Source organism: Serratia sp. SM04 (assembly GCF_040280225.1).
In the GTDB taxonomy this organism is placed as follows: Bacteria; Pseudomonadota; Gammaproteobacteria; order Enterobacterales; family Enterobacteriaceae; genus Serratia; species Serratia sarumanii.
In genome coordinates, this window is the sequence record NZ_JBEOQT010000021.1 from 912372 (window position 1) to 937212 (window position 24841).

Consider the following 24841-nt stretch of genomic DNA (forward strand, 5'->3'; position numbering starts at 1 on the left):
TGCATTCGGCTCCAGTGTGTTCGGGTGAAATCGATCAGATCAAATTAAAGTGCTCGTCGGGTTTCATCGGCGGCGGCAGCGGGCTTTGGTCGTTCATTTCCAGCAGGTTGCGCTCGATGGTGTTGCAGATGGCGTTTAACGGCAGATGGTTGGCCGACACGCCGAACGGATCTTCCAGCTCTTCGGCCAGTGAGTCCCAGGATAAGAAGGTATAGGAAATGAACACCGAAACAAACGGTGTCATGTAATGCAGATCGGTCACCAGGGCAAAAGGCAACAGGCTGCAGAACAGGTAAACGGTGCGCTGCAGGATCAGGGTATAGGCGAACGGCACCGGCGTGCTGGCGAGCCGTTCACAGCCGCCGAGGGCGTGGGACAGCTCGCTCAGCTTGTTGTCGAGCAGCTCGAAGGTGATGTCGCTCAGCAGCCCCCGTCGGCGCAGCTTGCCGATCTCCTGGCCCAGCATCAGCAGGATGCGGTTGGTCGGCATCGGGCTGGCGATCACCTCCGCCAGCTCTTTGCTGCTGAGGTTGTGGTACAGATCGGCGGTCGGATCGGTGGCGCGCAGCTGATGCTTCAGGCTCCAGCTGAAGGCGATCAGCAGCTTGGCGACCTTCTGGTGCACCGCCGGTTCGTCCGGCAGCAGGCTTTTTATCTGGCGCAGCAGGGATCGCTCGGTAATCAGCAGCGAGCCCCACAGGTTGCGCGCTTCGACAAAGCGGCTGTAGCCGGCGTTATTGCGAAAGCCGAGAAAAATCGCGATGGCGATACCCAGCAGGCTGAACGGCGCGATGGTCAAATGCACGCCGAGCTGTTCGTACCATTGATAGCTGATCACCGCCACTATCGACATCAGCACGTTCAGCGACAGGCGAAAGGTGATCTTTGACAGCACGGAACCGTGCCAGGCGAACAGGCGAAAAAACCAGTTCTGGTTCGGGCGAATTATCATGACGTGGGTGCTTCCTGGTGTCCTGCTATTGAGAATAGTCGATTCTTATCCGGCGGCGCTATGCCGCCGTCGTCGATTGCCAGAGCCGCTGCGGGTGCGTATAGACGGTGGCGCGCCCTGGCTTGCTGAAGCCCACCAGCGTCAGGTTGCTGCGCTCGGCCACCTCGACCGCCAGGCGGGTGGCGGCGGAAACGGCGAACAGGATCTCGACGCCGCACATGGCGGATTTTTGCACCATTTCATAGCTGGCGCGGCTCGACACCAGCGCCGCCCCTTGCAGCCACGCCTGTTGGCTGCGGTAGCCCAGCAGCTTGTCGAGCGCCACGTGGCGGCCGACGTCTTCACACCCGCCGCTGAGCGCGCCATCCGGCTGGATCCAGGCCGCCGCGTGGGTGCAGCCGGTCAGTTTTCCCACCGTTTGCACCTCCTGCAGCTGCGCCAACGCCCGGTCGAGCAGGGCCAAATCGAAGCGTTGCGTGAAGGGCAGCGGCGCGATGGGCTGGGCGACCTCCTGCAGTTGCTCCACCCCGCAGACGCCGCAGCCGGTGCGGCCGGCCAGGCTGCGGCGCTTCTCTTTCAGCTGCATAAAACGGCGGCTCGAGAGTTCCACATGCACTTCAATGCCGTTGCAGGCCGGCTGTTGGCGGATGTCGTAGATATCGTCGGGGGAGGCGATGATGCCTTCGGACAGCGAAAAACCGATGGCGAAGGCCGCCAGATCTTTCGGCGTCGCCATCATCACCACGTGGGAAATGCCGTTGTACACCAGGGCGACCGGCACTTCTTCCGCCAGCCAATCCTGTTGCGCCTGGGCCAGATCGTTGCGCTGCCAGACCGCGTGGCGCGACAGGCATTCCTGTTTGATATCGTCGGTTTCTGCGAGGAGCAGGTGCTTGTTCATAACGTTCTCGTGACCGTCGGTGACGAGGCGCCGACGGGGATGAATTCTTATTAGCAGGTGTGGGGATTATACAGGATTCTGATCCCGCTCGCGCAGGGAATGACGTCTGCCGGCGACCCCACCAGGTTATCCACAGTTTTGGTGGATAACGTGTGTGCAAGGGTCGGTGAAACCCTTAGCAGGCGTAAAAAAAAATCGCTCAGAAAATTATTATATTACGCGGCAAAGCGCGATCTGCAGGGGGATTGGGGGTTGCACGCGTTCGCGTTTTGTTTATGCTTTACTGTATAAATATACAGTTTGGTTATGATTATGCTGAGCAATTCAAGGTTGTATGCTTTTTCACCAGCTGAACCCCTGACGTTACCGCTGTTTGCCGATCGCGTGGCCTGCGGCTTTCCTTCCCCGGCGCAGGACTATGTCGAGAGCAGGCTGGATATCGGCAAGCTGCTGGTGCGGCACCCCAACGCCACCTACTTCGTGCGCGCCAGCGGCGAGATGGAGCGTGCAGGATGGATCAGGCACTACCGACAGATTAGGAAACTGAGCATCCGAGAAACAGCAGACGCGACAGGCTACAGTACTTCCCAAGTTTGTCGCATTCAGGCCTTCTATAAAGAAGTTGAGACTGATTAAAAAGCAGCCTTAATGTACAATAATTTTCGATATCCAAACTGACCCCATGAACAATCAATGAGTAGAGGTGAAAGATGATTTCATACAAAAAAACCATACCTGCTCTTGTCATATTCGCTTTATCTAATGCTGTGGCATATGCGAATGATTTCGACAAATCAAATGAAGCGATGGCAATTTCAGCAATAGGTTTTTCTGGCTCAAATGCTCGTGTTGCACATGATGTTTGTGGGGCAACCAATGAGAAAATTGATAAATATAAAAAACAAATAAAAGACTCATTAACTAGAACATTAAAGTATGAACAGTCAGGATTCGATACGCATTGGGATAATGGTTGGAAAAATGCTGATTTTTTGGTTAAGTCATTAAGTAATGATGAAGCCTATAAAAAAGAATATTGCCGAGAGGTTTTAGATGGAATTAATAATCCTGAAATGAATTAAGGATTATTCCTTATTCGGGGTTCTACGCCGGAACTCCAGATTTTTCCGTCCGCTAAAATTATCCCCGGTTGATCAGCTTTATACCGTCAGCTCGCAGTGGACCATCAGGGGAAATGTGGCGGTACAGCGTTTGTCGGGTTATCCCAAGCTCCTGGCATAACGTACTGACTTTCGTCTCTGGCCGTCCCATTGATGCCATTGCCAGTCGCAATTTTATTGGCGTCATTTTGTAAAGCCGTCCGCCGTTCCTCCCGTGAGGCAAGGCCTGCCGCTGTTCTTTGCGGCGCTGTACGCAGCAGAGACCGACGGCCGCGCGCGACACCCGCTTAGTCCCGCCCTCTGGTCAAATGCAGGCTGACGTGTACAGCCTGCAGGCAGAGGGTTTCGTCTGGCAACCGGTATCGCCCGCCGTCGGCGCCGTTCGCAATGACAATCCCTCACTCATCCTGCCCATCGATACGCCAACGGTCTGAGGGCCGCATTATCCACAGTTTTGGTGGGTATCATGTGTGTAAACACACGCGAAGAACGCCAAAAGCTGCAGGAAAAATCACTCAGAAAATTATTATATTACGCGGGAAAGCGCGATCCGCAGGGGGATTGGGGGTTGCACGCGTTCGCGTTTTGTTTATGCTTAACTGTATAAATATACAGGTTGGTTATGATTATGCTGAGCAATTCAAGGTTGTATGCTTTTTCACCAGGTGAACCCCTAACGTTACCGCTGTTTGCCGATCGCGTGGCCTGCGGCTTTCCTTCCCCGGCGCAGGACTATGTCGAGAGCAGGCTGGACATCGGCAAGCTGCTGGTGCGGCACCCCAACGCCACTTACTTCGTGCGCGCCAGCGGCGAGTCGATGATCGACGGCAATATCCAGGATGGCGATCTGCTGATCGTCGACAGCGCCCTGACGCCGGAGCACGGCAATATCGTGATCGCCGCGGTGGACGGCGAATTCACCGTCAAAAAGCTGCAGCGCCACCCCGACGTGCGGCTGTTGCCGATGAATCCCGCCTATGCGCCGATCGTGTTCGACGACGAGGCGCAGCTGGAGATCTTCGGCGTGGTGACCTTTATCGTCTACGCGGCGCGGTAACTTCGGCCCTTTTTTTCATTTTTTTCTGCCCGATCTTTTCGTTGGCGTGACCTCTCTACTGAGTTTCCAGTTCAATACACTCAGGGGAATCCTTCATGGCCATAAAAAACAAGAACGGCGCAGGGCGTACGTTCACATCAGCCAAACGCATTACCGGGAAGCGCGTCGCTATCGGGATAGGATGCGCACTATCGGGCATGCTTACCTCCGCGATGGCGGCACCCGGTGCGTCGGCATCACCCTCGGCGGTCGAACAGCCCGCTATCCTTTCTTTCGCCATTCCCGCCGGTGATCTGGCGCCCGCCTTGCAGACGGCGGCCGCTAAGGCCGGCGTGATAGTGATTTTCACGCCCGAACAGACGCGTGGAAAAAGCACCGCGGGCCTGCAGGGACATTATCGCCTCACCGACGCGTTCAATACGCTGTTGGCGGGCAGCGGATTGCGCGCTCAGCAAACCGCACAGGGATATCGGTTGGTCGACGCCGGGCCGGTTCAGCCGTTGACGATACCGGAGCTGTCGGTGGTCGGCGGTTTGTCCGACAGCGTCGCCGCCGGCCGTTCGGTGCTGGATAAAGAAGACATCGAACGCGTGCAGGCAGACAATATCGCCAGTTTGCTTGATCGCTTGCCCGGCGTAGGGATGGCGGGATCGCCGCGCCCGGGCGGCCAAAGCCTGAATATCTGGGGCATGGGCGACATGGAAGATGTGAAGGTGGTGCTGGACGGGGCGCCGAAGGGATTTGAGAAATATCGGCAGGGTTCGGTATTCATTGAACCCGAATTGCTGAAAAAGGTTGAGGTCGATAAGGGGCCGCACAATCTGTTGAACGGCAATGGCGGCTTTGGCGGAACCATTACGCTGGAGACCAAAGATGCCGGGGATATGCTGCTGCCGGGCGAAGATTTTGGCGGCTTGCTGAAATACAGCTACCACACCAACGATCGCCAGGGCATTTACAGCGGTGCGTTGTACGGCCGTACGCCGGAAGGATTTGCCGACGGTTTGATCTACATGAGCAAGCGTGACGGCGGCAACCTGAAGCGGCCGGACGGCACGCGCTTTGCCTATTCCGCCAACGATCAGGCTTCCTACCTGTTAAAAACCAATATTTATCTGAGCGAGGCGCAAACGCTGACGCTATCGGCGATGCGCTCCGATTCCGATGGCTGGCAGCCTTTTGCCGCCAAGCGGGACGATATCGCCGCGCCCAGCCAGGCGGATATCGATAAATATGGCCGGGAAGAAGCGTGGCGCCGCATTCTGGTGTATCGCGACCAGACGGACACCAATTACTCGGTGAAATGGAATCTGGCGCCGGAAGCGCAGCCGTTGCTGAATCTGACGCTGTCTTATGCCTATTCGAAGACAGAACAGCATGACAAGCGGCCGGATTCCGCTTCAAAGTTCAGCTATCTCGGTACGTTGGGCAATGAAAGCTGGGTGAACTATACCGATCGGCAGTTTGACGTCAGCAATGAAAGCCGTTTCGCCAGCGGGCCGCTGGAACACAAGCTGTTGCTCGGCGCGCGTTGGCATAAACACCAGCGCGATACCCTGATGTATTACCCCTCGCAGGTGAAAAACGCCAGTTACAACTACGGCTATTTCCAGCCGTATTACATGCCGGCGGGCGAACAGGAAACCCGCAGCGTTTATCTACAGGATGCGGTCAGCTTCGGCAGCCTGACCGTGACGCCGGGCGTGCGTTACGATCATGTGACCAATACCGGGCAACCGAACCGGGCGCCGCGCTATAACGACAGCGATCCGCTCGTGGGCCATGATTACAGCAGCGTGACCTATACCGGCTGGTCGCCGCATTTGGGCGTGATGTGGAAAGCGACGTCGAATCTGTCCCTGTTTGCCGACGTTAGCCGCACCTGGCGCGCCCCGGTGATCGACGAACAGTACGAAGTGCAATACGCCGCTTCCAGCGTGCCCGGCACCAGCCGCGGCCTGCAGGTGGAACGCATGACGGGCGTGCGCCTTGGCGCGGTGCTGGACTTCAACGATGTGTTGATGGCGCGAGACAGCCTGCAGATCCGCACTACGCTGTTCCGCAATCGCGGCAAGGACGAGATTTTCTATCGTCGCGGCGTAGTGTGCGACGCCGCACGGCATGGGGGCCAATGTGGGCAACCGTTGTCGAACTATCGCAACTTGCCGGGCTATACCATTGAGGGCGTGGAGCTCGAATCGTTTTATGACAGCGAAAGCCTGTTCGGCAGCCTGTCGTTCTCCTCGATTCGCGGCAAACGCGACGCTTCACCGCGCGATCCGTGGGGCAACGAAACCTGGATTGCCGAAATTCCACCCGTTACGGCACACGCGATGCTGGGTATGAAAGTACCGCAGTGGGACATGGCCTTCGGCTGGACCGGCGATTTTGTGCGTAAACAGGATCGTTCACCGGCCGACGGCGATCCGATGGCCGTTGTCTGGGCGCTGCCGAAAACGTCGGGTTATGCATTGCACGGCCTGTTCGCCTCGTGGCAGCCCAGCGGTTTGCAGGGCTTCGAAGCTCGCGTCGCGGTGGACAACCTGTTCAACCGCGATTATTACCCTTACCTGGGCGAATCGGTGTCCGGCGTAGGGCGCAACATCAAGTTTAGCGTTAGCCAACGTTTCTGAATATCCTGCTAACAGGGGCCATTTTGGCCCCTTTTCACGTTTTCTCTCCCGTATTTCCCTACTTTTTCGCCGTTTATAAATCATCAGCAATCGCTTGACACAGAAGTTACAATTTTAAAATAATAATAATTATCATTTTCAATCTCATTATCAATTGGTGTCACCGAATGGCAAGGAAAGAGGCCGCGGCAGCCAACGGGTTTGCTCAACAGCTTTACCTTGAGCACCACAGTTGGCTATGCCATTGGCTGAGACAGAAGGTCGGGTGCGCGCATCACGCCGAAGACCTGGCGCAGGATACGTTCATCAGTATTTTACTGAGTCCGCAGTTGCTTGCCATTCGGCAACCACGCCCCTTCCTGGCGACCGTGGCGCGCCGGCTGGTGGCGAATTATTACCGGCGTAAAACAATCGAAGAGAGCTATCTGCAGGCCTTGAGCGAGCTGCCGGCGATCGAGGCGCCCTCGCCGGAGGTCCGTCAACAAACCCTCGAAATGCTCGAACAGTTGGATCAGGCGTTGGACGGATTGCCGGCGCACGTTCGCGAGGCTTTCCTGTTGGCGCACCTGCAGGGCATGCGTTATTGCGACATCGCTGAACGTTTGCGGGTGTCGACCAGTTCGGTAAAGCAATATCTGCAGCGCGCCAATTTGCACTGTTTCTTTGCATTGGCGGCGTAACGGCAGGTGCGGAACCCATGATGGAATCGGATATCGATCGGCAGAGCGCGCGTGAGGCCGCCGCCTGGTTAACCCAGCTGATGTCGGAAGAGGCAAGCGACGCGGATAGGGAAAACTGGCGGCGTTGGTATCAGGCGAAACCGGAAAATGAACGCGCCTGGCGGCATATCGCCGCGTTTTCATCCCGTTTTTCTCTGCTTAACGGGGCGGCGGCGCAGCGTAGTCTGTCGCAGTTGCCAAACCCGCAACGCCGCCGGTTGCTGAGAAGCCTGGCGGCCATCGGCGTGGTAGGGTCGGTTGGCATCGGTTCTGGCGCGCTGCCATGGCGCCCCTGGCTGGCGGATTACCGCACGGCGGTGGGGGAGCAGCAAACCGTCGCGTTGGCGGATGGCGCGCAGTTGATGCTGAACACGCAAACGGCGGTCAACGTCAGCCTTCAGCAGGCCGCATTGCTGGAAGGTGAAATGATGGTGAATCTGCCGCCGGAAAGCGGCGCGTTGACGGTGAGGCTGCCGCAGGGCGAGATCGTGGCGCAGGCTGCTCGCTTCAGCGTTCGCCTGTGGGAAACCTACAGTGATATCGCCGTTTATCTTGGCCGAGTCACGATCCTTTCGCCGGCGCATCGGAACGCGGTGCTCAACGCCGGTCAGGGCGGCAGATTAAGACGGCAAGGCATTGGCGATCCGTACCGCGTGACGCAAGAGCCCGGTTGGCGGCAAGGCATGCTGTTGGCCGACAACATGCGGCTGGACGACTTCCTGATGGAGCTGGGGCGTTATCGTCAGGGCGTTATTCGCTGCCGGCCGGAGGTAGCCGGCCTGCGGCTCTCCGGTGCGTTCCCGCTGGCTGACCCCGAGCGCGTCATTGCGGCTCTGCCCGGTGCGCTGCCGGTTAGGGTAAATATGCTGTCAAAATACTTCATTACCGTGTCATAAAGTTTTTTACTCTGCCATTATGGTATTTCCTTTTCGTTTAGTCTGTTCTTTCTCGTTCCCTGCCCGGTGCCGCGTGCCTAAACGACCTTTCTGACATACCCCGACCGCCGTTGACCGCTGCGTACGTTGGTCTGTTTCACGCTTAACCTGAGTATCGTTTTCCATGTTGAATCACAACGTATTACCTGCCGATTTATCTTTACCGCCTACAGGCGGGCGATTGCGCTGGGCTACCGCCAATGTGTTGGCGTTGGGTCTGCATGGTGCGTTGTTGTTTGGCCTTGGTTATCACCTGGTGCCACCGTTGCTGCCCGCGGCGCAACCGATGGTGTTGATGATGGTTGCCGAGCAGGCGGAATCGATCCCCAACGCAGAGCCGATGCCAACCGGCGTGCGCCAGGTGCAGGCGGTGGCGCAACGGCAGGCCAACCGGGAACCGGAGGCGGCGATGCCTCCGCTGATTCATGCGCCGCGTGCGACGGAGCAGCAGAGCAAGGCCAAAGGGCAACGGAACGACCCCATCAGACCGAAGACGGAACTGCCGCGTCCAAGGCAAAAGGAACAGGAAAAAATAGCGTCTGCAAGCTCAATAGCATCAAGCACCAGCGCGCCGCCGTCTCTGGATGGAAAGCGTGTTGCCGCGCCGCAAACCAGCGTGGCGTCGCAGCCGAGCCAGGATGCCTCGGTCTGGAGCGGCCTGCTGTTGGCGCATTTGAGCCGTTTCAAACGCTACCCGGCCCTGGCGGTACGCCAGCAGCGCCAGGGCATTGTTCAGGTTGCCGTGACGTTGGATCGGCAGGGGAACGTGCTGGGCGTGAAGCTATTGCGATCGAGTGGGGTTGCTTCGCTCGACCGGGAGGCGCTTCAGTTACCGCAGCGCGCTTCTCCACTGCCCGCGCCCGGCAACGAGATCGCAGCGGGGCAGGCGGAATTCAGCGTGAACATTCCGATTCGTTTCGATCTGCGTGAAGTTCGCCGTTAATGAAAAACCTGGCTCCAGGTAAACGGAGGCTGAGTTAAAAGCCAATGCGCATCAAACGGATAGCAGCGATGGGGTGGTTTCTACTTGATCGTCACCAGAAAAATACAAATACTGTATACATGAACAGTAATTTGGTGCCGTTATGAATAACAACCCACTGACGATGAAAGGTCGGTAACCATGTTCGCCCTGGTAGACGTCAACAGCTTCTATGCCTCCTGCGAGACCATCTTTCGGCCCGATCTGCGCGGGCGGCCGGTGATCGTGCTGTCCAACAACGACGGCTGCGTGATCGCCCGCAGCGCCGAGGCGAAGGCGCTGGGCGTGCCGATGGGCGCGCCTTATTTCAAGATCAAAGAGGAGATGCGCCGCCGCAACGTCGCGGTGTTCTCCTCTAACTACGCGCTGTACGCCGATATGTCCCGCCGGGTGATGGATACGCTGGAAGAGATGGCGCCGGCGGTGGAGATCTACTCGCTGGATGAAGCCTTTCTGCGGCTGGACGGCGTGGCGCACTGCGAAGCGCTGGAGCAGTTCGGCCAGCGGGTGCGCGATCGCATCCGGCGCGAGCTGCATTTAACGGTCGGGGTCGGCATTGCGCCGAGCAAAACGCTGGCCAAACTGGCCAACTTCGCCGCCAAGAAATGGCGCGGCACCGGCGGCGTGGTGGATTTATCCGATCCAGCGCGCCAGCGCAAGCTGCTGGCGCTGATCCCGGTGGAAGAGGTATGGGGCGTGGGGCGCCGCCTGACTCGCCAGCTGCAGGTGATGGGTATTCACACAGCGCTGCAGTTGGCGGACTGCGATACCCGACTGGCGCGTAAAACCTTCAGCGTGGTGCTGGAGCGCACGATACGCGAGCTGCGCGGCGAATCGTGCCTGCGGTGGGAAGATGAGGCGGCCGCCAAAGAGCAGATCATCTGCTCCCGCTCGTTCGGCCAGCGGCTGACGCATTACCCGCACATGCGCGAGGCCATCTGCAGCTATGCCGAACGCGCCGCCGAAAAGCTGCGGCAGGAAAAGCGCTACTGCCGCAACGTGTCGGTGTTTATCAAAACCAGCCCGCATTCGGCGGGCGAAGGGTATTACAGCAATATGGGCACCGCCCGGCTGCAAACCCCGAGCAACGACAGCCGCGACATCATCGCCATGGCGGTGCGCGCGCTGGAAAGCATCTGGCAGGAAGGGCGACGTTACCTGAAGGGCGGCGTGGTGCTGGGGGATTTCAGCGCCGCCGCCATGGCGCAAATCGATCTGTTCGACGACTGCCCGCCGCGCCGCAACAGCGAGCGGTTGATGGCGACCCTCGATCGCCTGAATCAGGAAGGGCGCGGGCGCGTGTGGTTCGCCGGGCAGGGGATCGTCAAGCCGTGGCAAATGAAGCGCGAAATGCTGTCGCCGGCCTACACCACCCGGCTGGCAGACATACCGGTGGTGCGGCTGGGGGAGACGCGCGCTGCCGAGCCGAAGGAAGAAAAACGCCGTGGGTGAACACTGGCGGCGTGGGCTGAAACTTTAGCGATAGACGATATGGGCGATCGCCAGATTTTTATTGGTTCCAAGATATTCCAATTCGGTATGGGTGATGAGTTCCCAGACTGACTCTGGTTTATCGCTGCGCTTGGAACAATCCACGTTGAATTTTTCATTCAGTACTGACGAAAGACAGGTGGGCTCCGTAATGAAACCATAAAAGGTGATGTTTCCGGATGGTGTGGCGTATGCCGGTGCCATCGTAATCAAATAGGAAATGGCGATAGCCTTTAGCATAAGTATCTTATTTTTCATCATGGGGTTCCCATAGGTAATATTTAAATTAGAAGACGTGAATCTCATTCATTTCACTTTTTTGAATTCATCGTAAGGAAAAGGGAGTGACATTTATATCAGGAGGCGATTTATTGGCTGTCAGCATTACCGGTTTTTATTGAAAGGAAGGCGTGAATGACTGTAAGAGAAAGATGACGGCGGGTGTCATCACCGCCGCCGGAAGAGGGAGAGGATAATGCCACGTCAACTGCCACGGTAGGTTGAATAGCCATATTGGCTGACTAACAGCGGTATGTGATAATGCCTGTTTGGGTCTTCGATATGAATGATAACGGGGACTTCTGGATAAAATGAAATTTGCTGATACTGAGTGAAATACGCTTGCGTTTCGAACGTGACTTTATAAACCCCTGGCTTAACGATCTCATTTTTCGGGTAAAGTGCAGCAATGCGACCTTGAGAATCGGTGGTCTGTGAAGAGAGTCGGAGCCAGTTCTGCCCCTCTTGCCGCTCCAGGAGCACCGTCATCCCGATCGAGGGTTCCCCGGACTGGAGGTTTAAAACGTGAATGCTGATTGGATTCTTCATTGTTTCGGCCAGGGTAGGGAAAGATAACGGTGAGAGAGTAAAACCTATTGCCAGCCCGATCGCTATTTTCATTTTTTTTCTCCATGAATACTCGTGCGGATGAGAATAAAAGCGCCTGAGAGAAACAGGCGCTTGGGGATAGACACAAAGTAAGAGAATGAGAGTAAATAAGTTCAGCGTAATCTGTTTCGTGGTGCTCTGCCCGGTAAGTATTTGTTGGGGAGCAGTTTCTTTCCTCTTTTTTTCTTAATATGTTGATGAAAGCTAAAAAGACTTAAAAGTGTCAACGATATAATCAGTAATAAATCAGTGAAGAGTGCCATAGAAATTATTGAAGCTCATTAATAAAATAAAGTTATGAGCCATGGTTATCATCATTTGGCGGTGCAGGTGATAAGCGTCATATATCTTACAGCGTATAACGGATACCAATCAGGTATTCATTGTTCGTCAGGCGAGCGCGCAAGTTTTCATCCTGTAGCCCTCGGGCGTTGACGAACGTGTTGCGCCCGCTCTCCACATTGCCCATATCGACATAACGGTAACCGGCATAAGCGGTCAGATTCTCCAGCACCTCATAAGACACGCCGGCACCCAGGGAATAGGTGAAATTAGTTTGTGTGCTGTCGGCGAAGTGGCGAGTATCATTGCCCTGCCAACCGCCGACGTCGATTTTGGCGATGCCGACGCCGGCCGTGGCGTAGACGGCGAATTTATCCGTGAGCATGAAGTCACGATAAACGTTGAGCATCAGGCGCTGCGAATCGGTTGTCATGTGGTTGAAGCTGGTAGCGAAGGTCGATGAGCCGCTGGTGTACTCATTGCTTTTCTTGAAAACATATTCTCCCTCGGTTCGCCAGCCGTTGCCGTATTGATAACCGGCGGCCAGTGAACCATTGAGGAAGTTTTGCTTCTCGTTGCCGGCGACGAAGGAACCGATGCCGGGGCGCTCGCTGAGATCCATATTGTGCGCTTGCTGGCGGGTCTCGATGGCATTGATTGCGCCGTAGTAACCGCTCTTGGGATCTTCGGCCGCCATGGCGGCAGATACGCCCAATGAAATCAGGGGCAGCAAGAGCAGGCGAGAGTGATGTTTCATGATTATGTCCTTGTTAAATGGGCAGGCAAGAGGGCGCTGCCTTCCGTTTTCCGAGAGTGTGCGTCACGATGATGAGTTATTGCTGTTTTCAGCGGGCTTGCGTGATGGCTTCCAATGCACAAGCCTCATCGACACTGCCGCTAGGTGCACCGCCAATGCCGATGGCGCCGATGACTTTGTCGTTCTCTTTGACCGGCACCCCGCCGCCCAGTAGCAAGAAACCCGGAATGTCGGAGAGGTTTTGCGCCGCCGGGTATTTCTGCGAGGTCTCCAGCAATTGGCTGGTCATCACACCGCTTGACGCGGCGGTATAGGCTTTTTTATAGCTGGCTTCGAGGGTATGAGGCCCGGCGTTATCCATACGTTGAACGGCGCGGGTCAAGCCTGCGGCGTCTACTACGGTCACGCTGACGTTATAACCTTTAGCGGCGCACGCTTTGATCGCCGTATTGGCCAGCTGAGTGGCTTGCGAGAGAGAAAGTGACGGCGTTGATAGCGATTTTGCGCCGGCGCCGGCCGCGATAGCGGAGAGTAAAATAAAAAGCATTGCGCGGTTTTTCATGTGAATTTACCTTAGTGTCAAAGTCCTGAAAAAATAAAATAGGCAATCCCGCTAATGAGAATTAGAGCGAGTGTCATCATGACGGAAAACAGGACTCCGAATGGCAGTTCGTAAAGAATATATCGAAACATGGGAACCCTTATGCCTTTATGATGTTTAATTGCAGCCACGCTGACAACGAGAAAACTATATGTATTTCAGGGGGTGGAAAATATCAGCTATTCCTGAGTGTTTTGTAAGGAAAGGATGATAGTCTTGTCATCCTTTCGATAATTCGGTGAGGTTGTTATGCCGTCGCAGCGCCGAATATCGGGTTGCCTGAGTGGCAACCCGAGTTGAATGTTTAATCGCCTACGACAGGCAGCGCCAGAACTTGCTGTGTGGTTTTGATTTCAGCAAAAACGTCGGCGACGCCGGCAAGGGCGGCCTGCTGCAATGTTCTATGATCGACCACTTTATTGTCCCAGGTAGCCAGATCGCGCGTAGCGGTAGCGTCTTCGGGAATGATCACGTTATACCCTAATGGCACAGCGTCGCGCGCGGTGGAAGACACGCACATATGCGTCATTAATCCGGTGACAATCAGTTGTTTGATGCCGCGTTGTTTGAGCTGTTTGTCAAGATCGGTGCCGACAAATGAACTCGGCGTTGTTTTTGTGACGACATAATCAGCGCGTGTGGGTTGCAATGCCGGATGAAATTCGGCGAACCTGCTGTTTTCAGCAAATAAGGCGCCATTTGCCGGGCCAATATGACGGACGAAATAGACCGGCATGCTATGTTTATGTGCAAAGTCGATCAATCGTTTGGTGTTGTCCAATGCCTTTCTCCCGTCGGGAATCGGCATTTTCCCCTCGAAGTATTCATTTTGGAAATCAATAACGATCAGCGCCGTGGCGTTTTTGTCTAAACTCCGGGTATTTTCCGCACCGGACAGCGTGCGAATGGTAGGCGCCTGGTCGGCGGGTTTTATTGCGCCATGTGAACCCATGCTATATGCTGCCATAGACAAAGCCAATGCACTGTAAGCGATCATTTTTCGCATCTCATTTCTCCCGATTTATCATTAAAATAAAGTATCCACGTCTTGAAGACGTATAAATCTTGTCACCGTTATCGCACAGAGACGAGATACATAACTACGCAATAACGAGCGTTTTGAGCCAAACTTGAGGGAAAACGCTGAGGAAATCTCATGTCATTAACCAAGATAGGGATTGTCGTTTTTGATGGCATCATTCCCTTTCATCTTTCCGTGCCCTGTGCCGTATTCGAAAAAGCCCTTAATCCGCAAGGTATGCCTTATTATCAGATGACGGTTTGCGCCGCTCAGCCAGGACCATTAAGAACGAACGCCGGTTTTTCCATTATCGCGGAGCATGATTTATCGGTGTTGGATGACGCCGATATCGTCATTATCCCCAGTTGGGTCGACCCCACCGTCATGCCGCCTGCGGAATTAATCTCGGCCCTGCAGCGCGCCCATTCGCGCGGCGCAAAAGTGGTCGGGTTGTGTATGGGGGCGTTCGTTTTGGCTGAGAGCGGGATGTTGCATGGTCGTCCCGCGACAACCCATTGGAATTGGATGCCGCATTTTATGCGGCGTTATCCATCCGTTTCTATCGATCGTGACGTGCTGTATGTGGACGATGGCGATGTGATCACATCAGCCGGTACGGCGGCCAGTATTGACTGTTGCCTGCATTTGGTCAGGCAGCAATGCGGCGCCGAAGTCGCCAATAGGGTGGCCCGCCAATTAGTCGTGCCGCCGCATCGCCAGGGGGGGCAAGCGCAGTTTATTGAACATGCGGTATGCAATACTCAGGGGGGAGACCGCTTTATGAAGGCGTTGGATTGGGCGGTCAGCAATCTGCAACTTCCTCATACCGTCGAGGCTTTGGCGGATAAAGCGTACATGAGTCGTCGAACGTTTACCCGGCGATTCCAACAGTCGACGGGGACAACCCTCACGCAATGGCTGTTAAGCCAACGGCTGGCTCTCGCCCAGCGATTCCTGGAAAAAACCGACCAATCGATTGAACAAATTGCCCTGGTGGCTGGCTTCAGCTCTACGCTTTCCATGCGGCGGCATTTTCAACAGCAATTCAAAACGTCCCCATCACGCTATCGCAAAGAGTTTCATCTCAAGGTGAAGTAGAGACCTTCCCCCCCGCGATTATCGCGCTGGGGGACGTCATCACTCTGCGGTAAAGTCGTCAATCGCCTGATTCAGGCGCTGAAGCGCGGAGAGGGCCAGGTGCAATTTTTGCGCAACCTGTTCTTTATCCGGGGCGGCGGTATTTTCACAATACTGCTCCAAACTGCGGCAATGATTTTCCGCTTCGGCGGCGCCGACGATTTGGGTCGCACCGGCCAGGCGGTGCAGGCTGCGAGCCAATCCCTGCCAATTCTCCTCATCGAGCAACTGACGGCTATGTTGCATGTCACGCGCATTTTCTTCGCGAGTAGCAAGCAGCAGATGACGCAACAACGTTTTATCCTGCTGCGCCAGGCCCTCCAACGCGGGCAGGTCGACCAATTCCTGCAGGGTAACGCGGCTTTCCTTCCCCCATTCGGCAGACTGCCTTGGGAGCCGTTTTAATAGCGCATCCAACTGCGATAAACGCAACGGTTTGAACAAACAGTCGTCCATGCCGGCGGCAATGCAACGCACGCGTTCTTCCGGTTGCGCATTGGCCGTCAAGCCCAGGATGATGAGCGGTTTCCTCTGTTGTTGGCGAAGCTGGCGGGTGAGTTCGAGTCCGTCCATAACGGGCATATTGCAGTCGGTGATCACCAGATCGATGGGCTGAGTCAGCCAAAGCTCCAGCGCTTGCCGCCCGTTTTCCGCTTCAATGACCTGGTGACCCAGGCGGGAAAGCTGGCGGGTGAGCAAAAGCCGATTCGCCGGGTGATCGTCAACCGCCAGGATACACAGCGGTTGTTCGGTGCTGGTGATGACTTCTCGTTCGCTGGCGACAATCGACAGATGTTGGCGGTGCTCTACCGGAATGCAGACGGTAATTCGCGTACCGCGTTCGGGTTGGCTGTGTAAATCGATGGTGCCCTGCATCATTGACACCAATTGTGCACAGATCGCCAGCCCCAAACCGGTACCCTGCTGATGCTTACCGGCCTCGGATTGCACATAGGGCGCGAAAATGGTGGCTTGCTCTTCGGGCGCGATACCGACGCCGGTATCGGTGACGATAAGCGTCAGCATCGCTTGGTTTTCATTCTCCGGCAAACAGTGGATTTGCACGTTCACTAAGCCTTGGTCGGTGAATTTAATGGCGTTGCTCACCAGATTTGACAATATTTGCCGCAGGCGCATCGGGTCGAGATACACTTCGTCGGGATGCAAGGCATCGATATGACATTCGAGCGTGATGCCTTTTTGCCTGGCCAGGCCGTCGAAGACGTGAACGACAGGCAGAGCCAAATCGTCTATCCGCACCCATTCCGGCGTTAATTCCAGTTTGCCTGATTCGATTTTTGCCAGGTCAAGAATGTCGCCGATCAGGCCCATCAACGACAGGGCGGAGTCATAGGCGACGCGGATGGAGTCTTTTTCCGTTTCTGCACGTTGTTGTTCCGGCGTAGTGACTGCCAATTCCAGCAGACCGATAATGGCGCTGATCGGCGTGCGTATTTCGTGGCTCATGGTCGCCAGGAAGGTGCTTTTGGTTCTGTTGGCCTGCTCTGCCCGTTCCCGGGCATTCGACAGCGCGGCCAACAACGTTTCATGTTCGGTGATGTCTTGCCAACTGCCGATCAGCCCCGCCACGGCGCCGGTATGATCCTGATAGGTGACCGCCTGATGAACAATGACCCGCTCTTCCACGCCGTTATAGACCCGGTAGTGTTTAGGTGATGACGCCGGTGTCACGGTGTCGGTAAGCAGCGGGCGAATATCGTGGAAAATATCAGCCAGCGGATGTTTGGCGGAATTCAACGGCAAGCGGCTGAGGCTTTCGCCTTCACCGGTAAAAAACAGTGCCCAGGCTGGGTTGTAGTTGATCAGGTTGCCGCCGGCATCGACCACATAAACCGGCACCGGCGTGCCGTTGAACAGCGTTTCCCGGAATGTGGCCTGCTCTTGCAGTTTGGTCTGCGCCTCTTTGCGCAGGCGAATCTCGCGATGCAGATAGTAATTCCAAATTAGCGAGGTGATGACTAACACGGCGAAAACCCCGGCCAACCAATAAAACTCACTCTGATAAACCGCCCAGGTATCCAGTTTGACATCCGGCGTGCCTTGCCATTTGTTGGCGATCATCGAGATATCACGCGGTGGAATATCGGCTAACGCTTTGTTGAGGATGCTGTATAACTCCGGTTGATCGCGCCCCACGGCAAAACCGATGCGTGCGGGGTGTTCGCCCAACCGGAAAGCGATCTTAAGTTTCCCGCGAAAATAACGATCGATCAGGTAACGGGCACCGATCAGGTTGTTCACCGCGCCGTCCGCTTTGCCCTCGTTGACCATTTGCATCGCTACGCTGGCGTTTTCGGCATCGATCAGCGTCAGCGATGGATATTGCGCTTTGAGCCATGGCCGCAGCGCGTTGTCGGGGGTGATGGCGATTGTGAGATGATCCGTTAAGGCGTGCGGAGCGGTCAGGCTATCCCGGACGACCAAGACGAAAGGCGGCAACACGTAAGGGCGGGTAAACAGCAGCTGTTTATCCCGCGGCGTGCTGTAGCTCATGGCGGCGATAAAATCCGCGCGTTGCTGTTTGACCAAATCGAACATGTCGCCGATGGTGTCGGATTCCACCGCCTTAAAATTCAAGCCGGTGCGCAGATGGATCAGCCGCAAAATGTCCGCTGAAATGCCGTGAAACTGTTTTTGTGTGTCAAACAAAGTGAAAGGTGCATACAGCGGGTTAATGACTACGCGCAGTTCGCTGTGTTGCGACAGCCAGCGTTGTTCGCGTTCGGTTAACGGCAAGCGAGATTGATACAGCCACAGATTGGGGCCTTGGCTCCAATGACGGAAGATGACCTTGTGTTGAACGGGGGATATCGACTGCAGCACGGCATCAACGGAACGTTGCAGCGGAATGTCCGCCTCGCGAAAAACGAAGCGGGGGCCGGTATCTTCTTGCGGGAAGATGTCCGCGATGGACAGTGTGGTGGCGTAGTTGCGCTCGATTAAAAAACTGGCGGTGGTCAGACTGCCGATAAAATAGTCGTTTTCACTGAACGCCACCGAAGACAAGGCGCTTTGCGGCGAGGGATAGCGGGTGATTTTTGCATTGGGGTAATGGTTCGCCACCCAGTCGTCGCTCAGGTATCCGCGCACCAGCGCGATGCGCGCCTCGGCAAGCACCGGCATTGGCTTGGACATGGCCGTCTCGCGGGAGACCAGCGCCGGATGATCCGGCATATAAGGCATGCTCTTAATCAGGCCAGGTTGCTGCGTCAACAGGCCGCCGTCGTCATCCAGCAAAATATCCACTTTGCCGCTGCGCATCCCATCCAGCGCGGCGTTGCGATTAGGATAATGCAGTACGTGGAATCTCAGGCCGAGATAGCGCAATACCAGCAAGGCATAGTCGGCGGAGATGCCTTCGAAGGTGCCCGATTCGGGAATAATGGCGAAAGGTGGATTTTCGGGGGCGTAGGTGGCGATATTGACTTCGCGCTTTTGCCCCAGCCAACGCCAGTCGTCGTCGCTGAGCGTGAAATTGAGCGGCGTGACGGTTTCGCGGCTGAACAGCTTCATGCTTTGGGGGGCTTCGGCATGAGGCTCTGCGAGCAGCGGCGTTGACAGCAACAACAAAATGCAAAGCAGCATATGGCGCATGGCAGAGGCTCAGTCCAGGTTGTTGCGTTGAGTGAAGTCGTACAGTTCGAGCATATTTTGCAGCTCAAGCTTTTGCATCAGTCGGCGTTTATAGGTGCTGACGGTTTTATCGCTGATCCGCATTTGCTGCGCAATTTCGATGATTTTTAAGCCCCGCGCCATTAAACGCAGCACCTGCAACTCTTTGGCGGAAAGCGAAGCGATCTTGCCTTTGTCATCCAGCGGCGCCGCATTTGCCGCTTCCAGACGCGCCCGATTGAGCGGGAAGTAACCGTAGCCACCTCTTATCGCACGCACCGCATCATGAAGTTCGGTGAGATTATTGCGTTTGCTGATAAAACCGTCGGCGCCGGCGGTGGCGCAGCGTTTGATGTAGTGTTCGTCATCTTTGCCCGTCAATACCAGAATGCCGCCCCGGAATTCGTTATTGCGCAGGCGTTGCACGACATCAATGCCGTTTAGTGAGGGAATATCGATATCAACCAAAATGAGATCGGGGAGAAGTTGCCGGGCGAGCTTCAGCGCCTCAAGACCGTCATCCGTTTCGCCGACGATCACCATGCCGTCTTTTTCCAACAACATTCTGACAGCCAGCCGAGCGACCGGATGATCGTCCACGATCAATACATTATTCATTTCATCTTCCCGCTTAATAAGTGGCGGTGTTTCTGCGCGGCGACACCGTCTTCATCGTAATACACAGTTTAATGAGCGTATTTAGATACTGCAACGAAATAATTTGTCATCATTGCCTTACACGATAATCATGCGTGGACTACACGCAATGCAACCTTGCCTGATATTTATTTAGGCCGCGGTGCGTCAATATAGCTCACTATGGAACGGCGCAATTAACGGTTCGATAGAGAGGGCGCTAAAAAAGTGGCAATGGATAAGAAAGAGAAATGCATCGCTATTTTAGATAGCTGTCAATATACGGTGCAAGGTATTACTTTGCTGTGCGGAAAAATACCGGGTTGGCATATTGCCGGGGTGGCGAAGTCATACTATGACCTGCTGCGATTGGTTGAAAGAAAACCTATCGATATGGTGATTTGCGGAATAGGCAACCACTCCGATGATTTTTCTCGGTTGCTGAATTTGTCCCGATACCCGACGAGAGGTCGTATTCTGTTAATGGATAAATCCTCTGCGGTGTTGAGCAAAACGTTTCTGGCGGCGGGGTTCGATGCGGTGGTCAGCAAACAGGTCGCATTAAATGAATTGATTACGATAATCGCGCGCATCTTGTTTTCAGAAAAAGATGCCGTGGCTGAATATGGCGATGAACATTGCTATTTGCCACAGGAGCGAGAGGTATTAAGCGCCTTATTGAAAGGTGAGCGTCCTTGCGATATTGCTAGAACGATGGGGATTTCTTACCGTACGGTCAGTCGTTATAAATTGAGCGGTTTGCGCCGTGCTGGGTTGAATAGCCTGAATGAAATATTGGCCAGCAAAAAACATTATGCTATCGGCAATGCTTTATAGGGGGCGTAGGTGCTCGGATTTTATTTTTCTCTTTGCCTCGGCAGAGGGAAAAGTAAAACCCAACACCCAGGGGTTTTATTGGCGCAGTGACTCTCTGCATAAAGAAGATGGCACTGCCCACTCATGTCGCCGTTATGGAGCAATTCACCTGCTTGATAGGGTTCCTGACGGCTGGAATTTACTCAAAGGATATAAGTGAACAACATCATGATGAACAAGACAACTATCGCAATGGTTATTCTGGCGGGTTCCGCGTTTGCTTCTGTGGCTCAGGCTGCCGACGGTACCATTAACTTCACCGGTAATATCACCGATGCCGCTTGTACGGTCAGTGCCGGCACCAAAACCCAAACGGTAAATCTGGGCACCATCAGTGCAAGCAGCTTTGACGCGGCGGGTGCGGTCTCCGGCGCTTCCCGTTTCAACGTGACGCTGGAATCTTGCCCTGCCTCTGCAGCCACCGCTTCGGTTGTTTTCGATGGCCAGGCTGATACCGCCAACAGCACCCTGCTGGCGCTGACCCCGGGCACCGGTGTGGCGACCGGCGTCGGTGTGGGGATCTATGAAGAAGACTCCGTGACCCAACTGCCGGTCAGCATCCGATCCGCCAGCAAGGCGCTGTCCACCACGGCACCAACCACCTTTACCTACGTTGCCAAATACATGGCGACAGCGGCGACCGTACAGGCCGGTACCGCTAATGCCGTCAGCGACTTCACTATCTCTTACAACTAAACCAGCTTGGCGGTCAGCACCGCCATTTAAGAGATGAGCGCGGCGAAAGTAGATGGGCGTCATTTCGCCGCCGGGCAGGGAAGCCCATCTTGTTGTGGCGGCGTCATTCGGCGCCGCTGTTTATCTGATTCACCACGTTAATGAAAAGTGGGAGAAGCTATCGTGTTACCAGGGGTTAAATCGCTTTGCCTTGCCGTGGGTTTGCTGAGCGCCGCGCAGTGTGTTTGGGCCGGCGTGGTGGTCGGCGGTACCCGGGTTATTTATGACGGCGCTAAAAAAGAGGCCGCTATTTCCGTCAATAACCCGGAAAAAACTGCACCGTACCTGATCCAGTCCTGGGTAGAAAATGCCGCGGGGAGCGGCAGCAGCAAGCCGCCGTTTCTGATTACGCCACCGTTGTTCCGTCTGGATGCCGGCCAGGAAAACGTGCTGCGTATCGTTCGCACCGGCGGGAAACTGCCGGATGATCGGGAATCGCTGTATTGGCTGAATATTAAATCCATTCCTTCCACCGAGCCGTCGGATCAAAACCGTTTGCTGATCTCGGTCAAGACGCGCATCAAGCTGATCTATCGGCCTTCAGGGTTGAGTGGCAATGCCGCCGAAGCCTATCAAAAGCTCACGTTCAGCCGCCAGGGCAACCAGCTGCGGGTGAATAACCCCACGCCTTATTATGTGGCGTTCTACAGCGTCAAGGTTGGCGGTAAGGAGATCAAAGAGGCGGGCACCGTTGGGCCTAAAGGCTCACTGAGTTGGCCGATGCCGGTCGGGGCCGGCGCTCAGGTGAGCTGGCAGGCGATCAACGATTATGGCGGCATCACGCCGGCGGCCAATCAGGCGTTCTAGCGCTCAATCTCGCAACACCTCGCGCAATTACCACACAACATACCTACAGCCATTTACCCATAACGACGCGTGGGAGGGGAACCTTTTGCCGTCGTAGGGGGAGAACGTTTTTGTTATGGAAAAACAGCACCGTAATCGGATCACCCGTCCCGCTGCCGCAGGTATCGAGCGCAGTCAGAGAACCCGTCTGGCGGTGATGATGCCGTCGCTGTTGGCGCTGGGTTTTGCGGCGTCGACCGTACAGGCGCGTGATTACTTTAACCCTGCCGCGTTGGAGCTGGGAAACAGCGCCGCCTCCGCGCTCGAACTGGAACAGTTTTCGGTGCGCGGCGGGCAACTTCCCGGCGTCTACCGAGTGGATATTTATCTCAACGGCAATCAGATCGAGACCCGGGATGTCACCTTTGTTGAGGTGGCGGGCAAACTGCGACCGGAACTGACGCCGACGCAGCTTGACGCCATGGGCGTGAAAGTGGACGCTTTCCCGGCCTTGCAACAGTTGCCGCCCAAACTGCCGCTGAACGATCTCGGCCACTATATCCCCGATGCCGACAGTCAGTTCGACTTCAGCCAGCAGCGTTTGAACCTCAGCATCCCGCAGGCGGCGCTGACCAGCGAGGCGCGCGGCTATGTCGATCCGGCACAGTGGGATCAGGGCATGCCGGCGGCGTTGCTCAACTACACGTTCAGCGGCGCCAATACCCAGCGGCACAAAGGCGCCGGCGCCGAGGACAATTACTACCTCAACCTGCGTTCCGGCCTGAATCTGGGCGCCTGGCGGCTGCGTAACTATTCGACCTACAACGAAGGCAACGGTCAGCGGCATTGGGATAACGTCAATACCTACCTGCAGCGTGATATTCAATCGCTGAAAGGGCAACTGACGCTGGGCGACAGCGCGACGCCAGGCGATGTGTTCGGCAGCGTACAGTTCCGCGGGGCGCAGTTGGCTTCCGATGACAACATGTATCCAGACAGCCTGAGAGGCTTTGCGCCGGTGGTGCGTGGCATCGCCCAGAGCAACGCCCAGGTGACCGTGCGTCAAAACGGCTACATCATTTACCAGACCTATGTTTCGCCAGGTGCGTTTGCGATAACCGATCTGTATCCGACCGCCTCCAGCGGCGATTTGGAGGTGACCATTACCGAGGCCAGCGGCGCCGAGCGTCACTTTGTACAGCCGTTCGCCGCCGTGCCGGTGATGCTGCGCGAGGGGCGGATGAAATACGCCTTCACCGCCGGGGAGTTTCGTTCCGGCACCGATGCGGCGCTGACGCCCACCTTTGGCCAGGGAACCCTGATCTACGGCCTGCCGCATGACTCCACGGCCTACGGCGGTCTGCTGCTGGCCGACCGCTACAATGCGCAGGTGCTTGGGGTCGGACACGGCTTTGGCGTTTGGGGCTCGTTGTCGATGGATATCACGCAGGCGAAAACCGAGCTGCGCGACGGCAGCCGCCACAGCGGCCAGTCTTACCGCTTCCAGTACGCCAAAGACGTTGAGGCTACCAACACCACTTTCACCCTGGCGGGCTACCGCTACTCGACCCGCGGCTTCTATGACTTCCAGGAGGCCAATGAGTTGGGGGGGTATAACGAAAACGACTGGCGGCAGAACTACAACAAACGCAGCCGGGCGCAGATCAACATCAACCAGGCCTTCAGGGAGTATGGCAGCCTTTCGCTCTCGGCCTACCAGCAGGACTACTGGGGAGAGGGCGGCTATGAGCGCAGCCTGAGCGCCGGCTACAACCTGAGTTACGACGGCATCGCCTACGGGCTGAACTACACCTACAGCCAGACGCCGGGCAACAACCCCAATGACCAGCAAGTGGCGTTCAACGTGCAGGTGCCGCTCAGCAAGTGGTTGCCCAACAGCTGGGCCAGTTACAGCCTGAACAGCAGCAAGCGAGGCAGCACGGCGCAGCAGATAGGGCTGAACGGCACTGCACTGGCGGATAACAACCTGAGCTATAGCCTCCAGCAGAGCTACGGCAACCGCGGCGACGGCGCCAGCGGCAGTCTCGGCGCCAACTACAAGGGCACCTATGGCGAAATGCAGGCCGGGTACAGCTACACCCGCGACTCGCGGCAGATCAACTATGGCCTGCAGGGGGGGATTGTGGCGCATCCTTACGGCGTGACCTTCTCGCAGCAGCAAGGGGATACGCTGGCATTGGTGCGGGCGCCGGGCGCGGCGGGGGCGAAAGTGCAGAACAATACCGGCGTGCGTACCGATTGGCGCGGCTACGCGGTGGTGCCTTATGTCGGCACCTATCGCAAGAACCGCATCGCGCTGGACACAGAAACGCTGGGCGGTGATGTGGACATCGACACCAATACCCAGACGGTGATCCCAACCCAGGGGGCACTGGTGCTGGCGGATTTCCAAACTCGCGTAGGCAACCGCGTGCTGATGACGCTGAGCTATCAGGGCAAACCGGTGCCGTTTGGGGCCATTGCCGCGCTGCAGCAGGAGGCTGGCGCACTGGAGAACAGCGGCATCGTCGGGCCGGATGGCCAGCTGTACCTGAGCGGCGTGCCGGAGCAGGGGCAGCTGCAGGTGAAGTGGGGCAATGCCGCCAGCCAGCAGTGTCAGGTTGCATTCACGCTACCGTCGGCGGAGGCCGCCGCCGCGGTGCTGCCGGTTACGGCCGTGTGCCGGTAATTCAACGAA

21 protein-coding genes and 2 pseudogenes are annotated in these 24841 nt (G+C 56.1%); 13 read left to right on the top strand and 10 right to left on the bottom strand.

The window, feature by feature from the left end; genetic code table 11:
- Positions 1-34: 34 nt before the first annotated feature.
- Positions 35-952 carry a bestrophin family protein gene (locus tag ABTW55_RS18775; RefSeq protein WP_033635062.1) on the bottom strand — a complete coding sequence of 306 codons (918 nt, stop codon included), beginning with the start codon at positions 950-952 and terminating at the stop codon, positions 35-37.
- Positions 953-1010: 58 nt separating this feature from the next.
- On the bottom strand, positions 1011-1853 hold the full coding sequence (gene fdhD, locus ABTW55_RS18780; RefSeq protein ID WP_025303336.1) for a formate dehydrogenase accessory sulfurtransferase FdhD: 843 nt from the start codon (positions 1851-1853) through the stop codon (positions 1011-1013).
- Between the two features lie 306 nt (positions 1854-2159).
- Here fdhD and ABTW55_RS18785 point away from each other — a divergent pair.
- A pseudogene (locus ABTW55_RS18785) lies at positions 2160-2351 on the top strand (DNA polymerase V); the annotation flags it as partial.
- Between the two features lie 212 nt (positions 2352-2563).
- Positions 2564-2935 carry a hypothetical protein gene (locus ABTW55_RS18790; protein ID WP_126171699.1) on the top strand — a complete coding sequence of 124 codons (372 nt, stop codon included), beginning with the start codon at positions 2564-2566 and terminating at the stop codon, positions 2933-2935.
- Between the two features lie 58 nt (positions 2936-2993).
- Here the strand turns inward: ABTW55_RS18790 and ABTW55_RS18795 are convergent.
- Positions 2994-3200: pseudogene (locus ABTW55_RS18795) on the bottom strand (resolvase); the annotation flags it as partial.
- 396 nt (positions 3201-3596) lie between these two features.
- On the opposite strand from ABTW55_RS18795, the gene umuD reads away from it, so the two are divergent.
- From umuD to umuC, 6 genes are all read left to right on the top strand, one after another.
- Positions 3597-4031, top strand: a complete 435-nt coding sequence (umuD, locus tag ABTW55_RS18800) for a translesion error-prone DNA polymerase V autoproteolytic subunit (RefSeq protein ID WP_033635060.1) — start codon at positions 3597-3599, stop codon at positions 4029-4031.
- A 95-nt stretch (positions 4032-4126) separates the two neighbouring features.
- Positions 4127-6664, top strand: coding sequence for a TonB-dependent receptor (locus ABTW55_RS18805; RefSeq protein ID WP_049234747.1), 2538 nt, complete (start codon positions 4127-4129; stop codon positions 6662-6664).
- Positions 6665-6831: 167 nt separating this feature from the next.
- Positions 6832-7344, top strand: coding sequence for a sigma-70 family RNA polymerase sigma factor (locus ABTW55_RS18810; RefSeq protein WP_025303329.1), 513 nt, complete (start codon positions 6832-6834; stop codon positions 7342-7344).
- 17 nt (positions 7345-7361) lie between these two features.
- Positions 7362-8279 (top strand): FecR domain-containing protein, encoded by a 918-nt coding sequence (locus ABTW55_RS18815; protein WP_060421612.1) that lies wholly within the window; start codon positions 7362-7364, stop codon positions 8277-8279.
- A gap of 271 nt (positions 8280-8550) precedes the next feature.
- Positions 8551-9261: an energy transducer TonB gene (locus ABTW55_RS18820; RefSeq protein ID WP_200761770.1), complete on the top strand. Its 711-nt coding sequence runs from the start codon at positions 8551-8553 to the stop codon at positions 9259-9261.
- A 180-nt stretch (positions 9262-9441) separates the two neighbouring features.
- Complete coding sequence (umuC, locus tag ABTW55_RS18825; RefSeq protein WP_060421610.1) at positions 9442-10752, top strand: translesion error-prone DNA polymerase V subunit UmuC; 1311 nt, start codon at positions 9442-9444, stop codon at positions 10750-10752.
- Positions 10753-10776: 24 nt separating this feature from the next.
- On the opposite strand, the gene ABTW55_RS18830 is transcribed toward umuC, so the two are convergent.
- From ABTW55_RS18830 to ABTW55_RS18850, 5 genes are all read right to left on the bottom strand, one after another.
- Complete coding sequence (locus tag ABTW55_RS18830; protein ID WP_060421607.1) at positions 10777-11052, bottom strand: type 1 fimbrial protein; 276 nt, start codon at positions 11050-11052, stop codon at positions 10777-10779.
- A 222-nt stretch (positions 11053-11274) separates the two neighbouring features.
- Complete coding sequence (uraH, locus tag ABTW55_RS18835; RefSeq protein WP_060421604.1) at positions 11275-11691, bottom strand: hydroxyisourate hydrolase; 417 nt, start codon at positions 11689-11691, stop codon at positions 11275-11277.
- A gap of 337 nt (positions 11692-12028) precedes the next feature.
- On the bottom strand, positions 12029-12718 hold the full coding sequence (locus ABTW55_RS18840) for an outer membrane protein (RefSeq protein ID WP_060421602.1): 690 nt from the start codon (positions 12716-12718) through the stop codon (positions 12029-12031).
- 88 nt (positions 12719-12806) lie between these two features.
- Positions 12807-13280: a heme-binding protein gene (locus ABTW55_RS18845; protein ID WP_033635055.1), complete on the bottom strand. Its 474-nt coding sequence runs from the start codon at positions 13278-13280 to the stop codon at positions 12807-12809.
- 343 nt (positions 13281-13623) lie between these two features.
- A complete protein-coding gene (locus ABTW55_RS18850) occupies positions 13624-14325 on the bottom strand; it encodes a cysteine hydrolase family protein (protein WP_060421599.1) in 702 nt (233 codons plus the stop codon).
- Positions 14326-14475: 150 nt separating this feature from the next.
- On the opposite strand from ABTW55_RS18850, the gene ABTW55_RS18855 reads away from it, so the two are divergent.
- A complete protein-coding gene (locus ABTW55_RS18855; RefSeq protein ID WP_033635053.1) occupies positions 14476-15438 on the top strand; it encodes a GlxA family transcriptional regulator in 963 nt (320 codons plus the stop codon).
- A gap of 39 nt (positions 15439-15477) precedes the next feature.
- Here ABTW55_RS18855 and ABTW55_RS18860 read toward each other — a convergent pair whose 3' ends face one another.
- Positions 15478-19011 (bottom strand): ATP-binding protein, encoded by a 3534-nt coding sequence (locus tag ABTW55_RS18860; protein ID WP_080432591.1) that lies wholly within the window; start codon positions 19009-19011, stop codon positions 15478-15480.
- Positions 19012-19101: 90 nt separating this feature from the next.
- Positions 19102-19728, bottom strand: coding sequence for a response regulator (locus tag ABTW55_RS18865; RefSeq protein ID WP_033635052.1), 627 nt, complete (start codon positions 19726-19728; stop codon positions 19102-19104).
- A 252-nt stretch (positions 19729-19980) separates the two neighbouring features.
- On the opposite strand from ABTW55_RS18865, the gene ABTW55_RS18870 reads away from it, so the two are divergent.
- The 4 genes from ABTW55_RS18870 (at position 19981) to ABTW55_RS18885 (ending at position 24832) form a co-directional block, all read left to right on the top strand.
- The gene (locus tag ABTW55_RS18870) at positions 19981-20583 is read left to right on the top strand and encodes a LuxR C-terminal-related transcriptional regulator (RefSeq protein ID WP_060421596.1); all 603 of its coding nucleotides are present in this window, start codon (positions 19981-19983) and stop codon (positions 20581-20583) included.
- 207 nt (positions 20584-20790) lie between these two features.
- The gene (locus ABTW55_RS18875) at positions 20791-21318 is read left to right on the top strand and encodes a fimbrial protein (RefSeq protein WP_230200587.1); all 528 of its coding nucleotides are present in this window, start codon (positions 20791-20793) and stop codon (positions 21316-21318) included.
- A gap of 159 nt (positions 21319-21477) precedes the next feature.
- On the top strand, positions 21478-22164 hold the full coding sequence (locus tag ABTW55_RS18880; RefSeq protein WP_373681957.1) for a molecular chaperone: 687 nt from the start codon (positions 21478-21480) through the stop codon (positions 22162-22164).
- A gap of 115 nt (positions 22165-22279) precedes the next feature.
- Entirely contained in the window at positions 22280-24832 is a 2553-nt protein-coding gene (locus ABTW55_RS18885) for a fimbria/pilus outer membrane usher protein (RefSeq protein WP_080431176.1), read from the top strand.
- Positions 24833-24841: the final 9 nt, after the last annotated feature.

Bases quoted from the DNA above. Each gene is read 5' to 3' on its own strand.
- ABTW55_RS18775 (WP_033635062.1), bottom strand. From the start codon at position 952: ATGATAATTCGCCCGAACCAGAACTGGTTTTTTCGCCTGTTCGCCTGG.
- fdhD (WP_025303336.1), bottom strand. From the start codon at position 1,853: ATGAACAAGCACCTGCTCCTCGCAGAAACCGACGATATCAAACAGGAA.
- ABTW55_RS18790 (WP_126171699.1), top strand. From the start codon at position 2,564: ATGATTTCATACAAAAAAACCATACCTGCTCTTGTCATATTCGCTTTA.
- umuD (WP_033635060.1), top strand. From the start codon at position 3,597: ATGATTATGCTGAGCAATTCAAGGTTGTATGCTTTTTCACCAGGTGAA.
- ABTW55_RS18805 (WP_049234747.1), top strand. From the start codon at position 4,127: ATGGCCATAAAAAACAAGAACGGCGCAGGGCGTACGTTCACATCAGCC.
- ABTW55_RS18810 (WP_025303329.1), top strand. From the start codon at position 6,832: ATGGCAAGGAAAGAGGCCGCGGCAGCCAACGGGTTTGCTCAACAGCTT.
- ABTW55_RS18815 (WP_060421612.1), top strand. From the start codon at position 7,362: ATGATGGAATCGGATATCGATCGGCAGAGCGCGCGTGAGGCCGCCGCC.
- umuC (WP_060421610.1), top strand. From the start codon at position 9,442: ATGTTCGCCCTGGTAGACGTCAACAGCTTCTATGCCTCCTGCGAGACC.
- ABTW55_RS18830 (WP_060421607.1), bottom strand. From the start codon at position 11,052: ATGATGAAAAATAAGATACTTATGCTAAAGGCTATCGCCATTTCCTAT.
- uraH (WP_060421604.1), bottom strand. From the start codon at position 11,691: ATGAAAATAGCGATCGGGCTGGCAATAGGTTTTACTCTCTCACCGTTA.
- ABTW55_RS18840 (WP_060421602.1), bottom strand. From the start codon at position 12,718: ATGAAACATCACTCTCGCCTGCTCTTGCTGCCCCTGATTTCATTGGGC.
- ABTW55_RS18845 (WP_033635055.1), bottom strand. From the start codon at position 13,280: ATGAAAAACCGCGCAATGCTTTTTATTTTACTCTCCGCTATCGCGGCC.
- ABTW55_RS18850 (WP_060421599.1), bottom strand. From the start codon at position 14,325: ATGCGAAAAATGATCGCTTACAGTGCATTGGCTTTGTCTATGGCAGCA.
- ABTW55_RS18855 (WP_033635053.1), top strand. From the start codon at position 14,476: ATGTCATTAACCAAGATAGGGATTGTCGTTTTTGATGGCATCATTCCC.
- ABTW55_RS18860 (WP_080432591.1), bottom strand. From the start codon at position 19,011: ATGAAGCTGTTCAGCCGCGAAACCGTCACGCCGCTCAATTTCACGCTC.
- ABTW55_RS18865 (WP_033635052.1), bottom strand. From the start codon at position 19,728: ATGAATAATGTATTGATCGTGGACGATCATCCGGTCGCTCGGCTGGCT.
- ABTW55_RS18870 (WP_060421596.1), top strand. From the start codon at position 19,981: ATGGATAAGAAAGAGAAATGCATCGCTATTTTAGATAGCTGTCAATAT.
- ABTW55_RS18875 (WP_230200587.1), top strand. From the start codon at position 20,791: ATGATGAACAAGACAACTATCGCAATGGTTATTCTGGCGGGTTCCGCG.
- ABTW55_RS18885 (WP_080431176.1), top strand. From the start codon at position 22,280: ATGGAAAAACAGCACCGTAATCGGATCACCCGTCCCGCTGCCGCAGGT.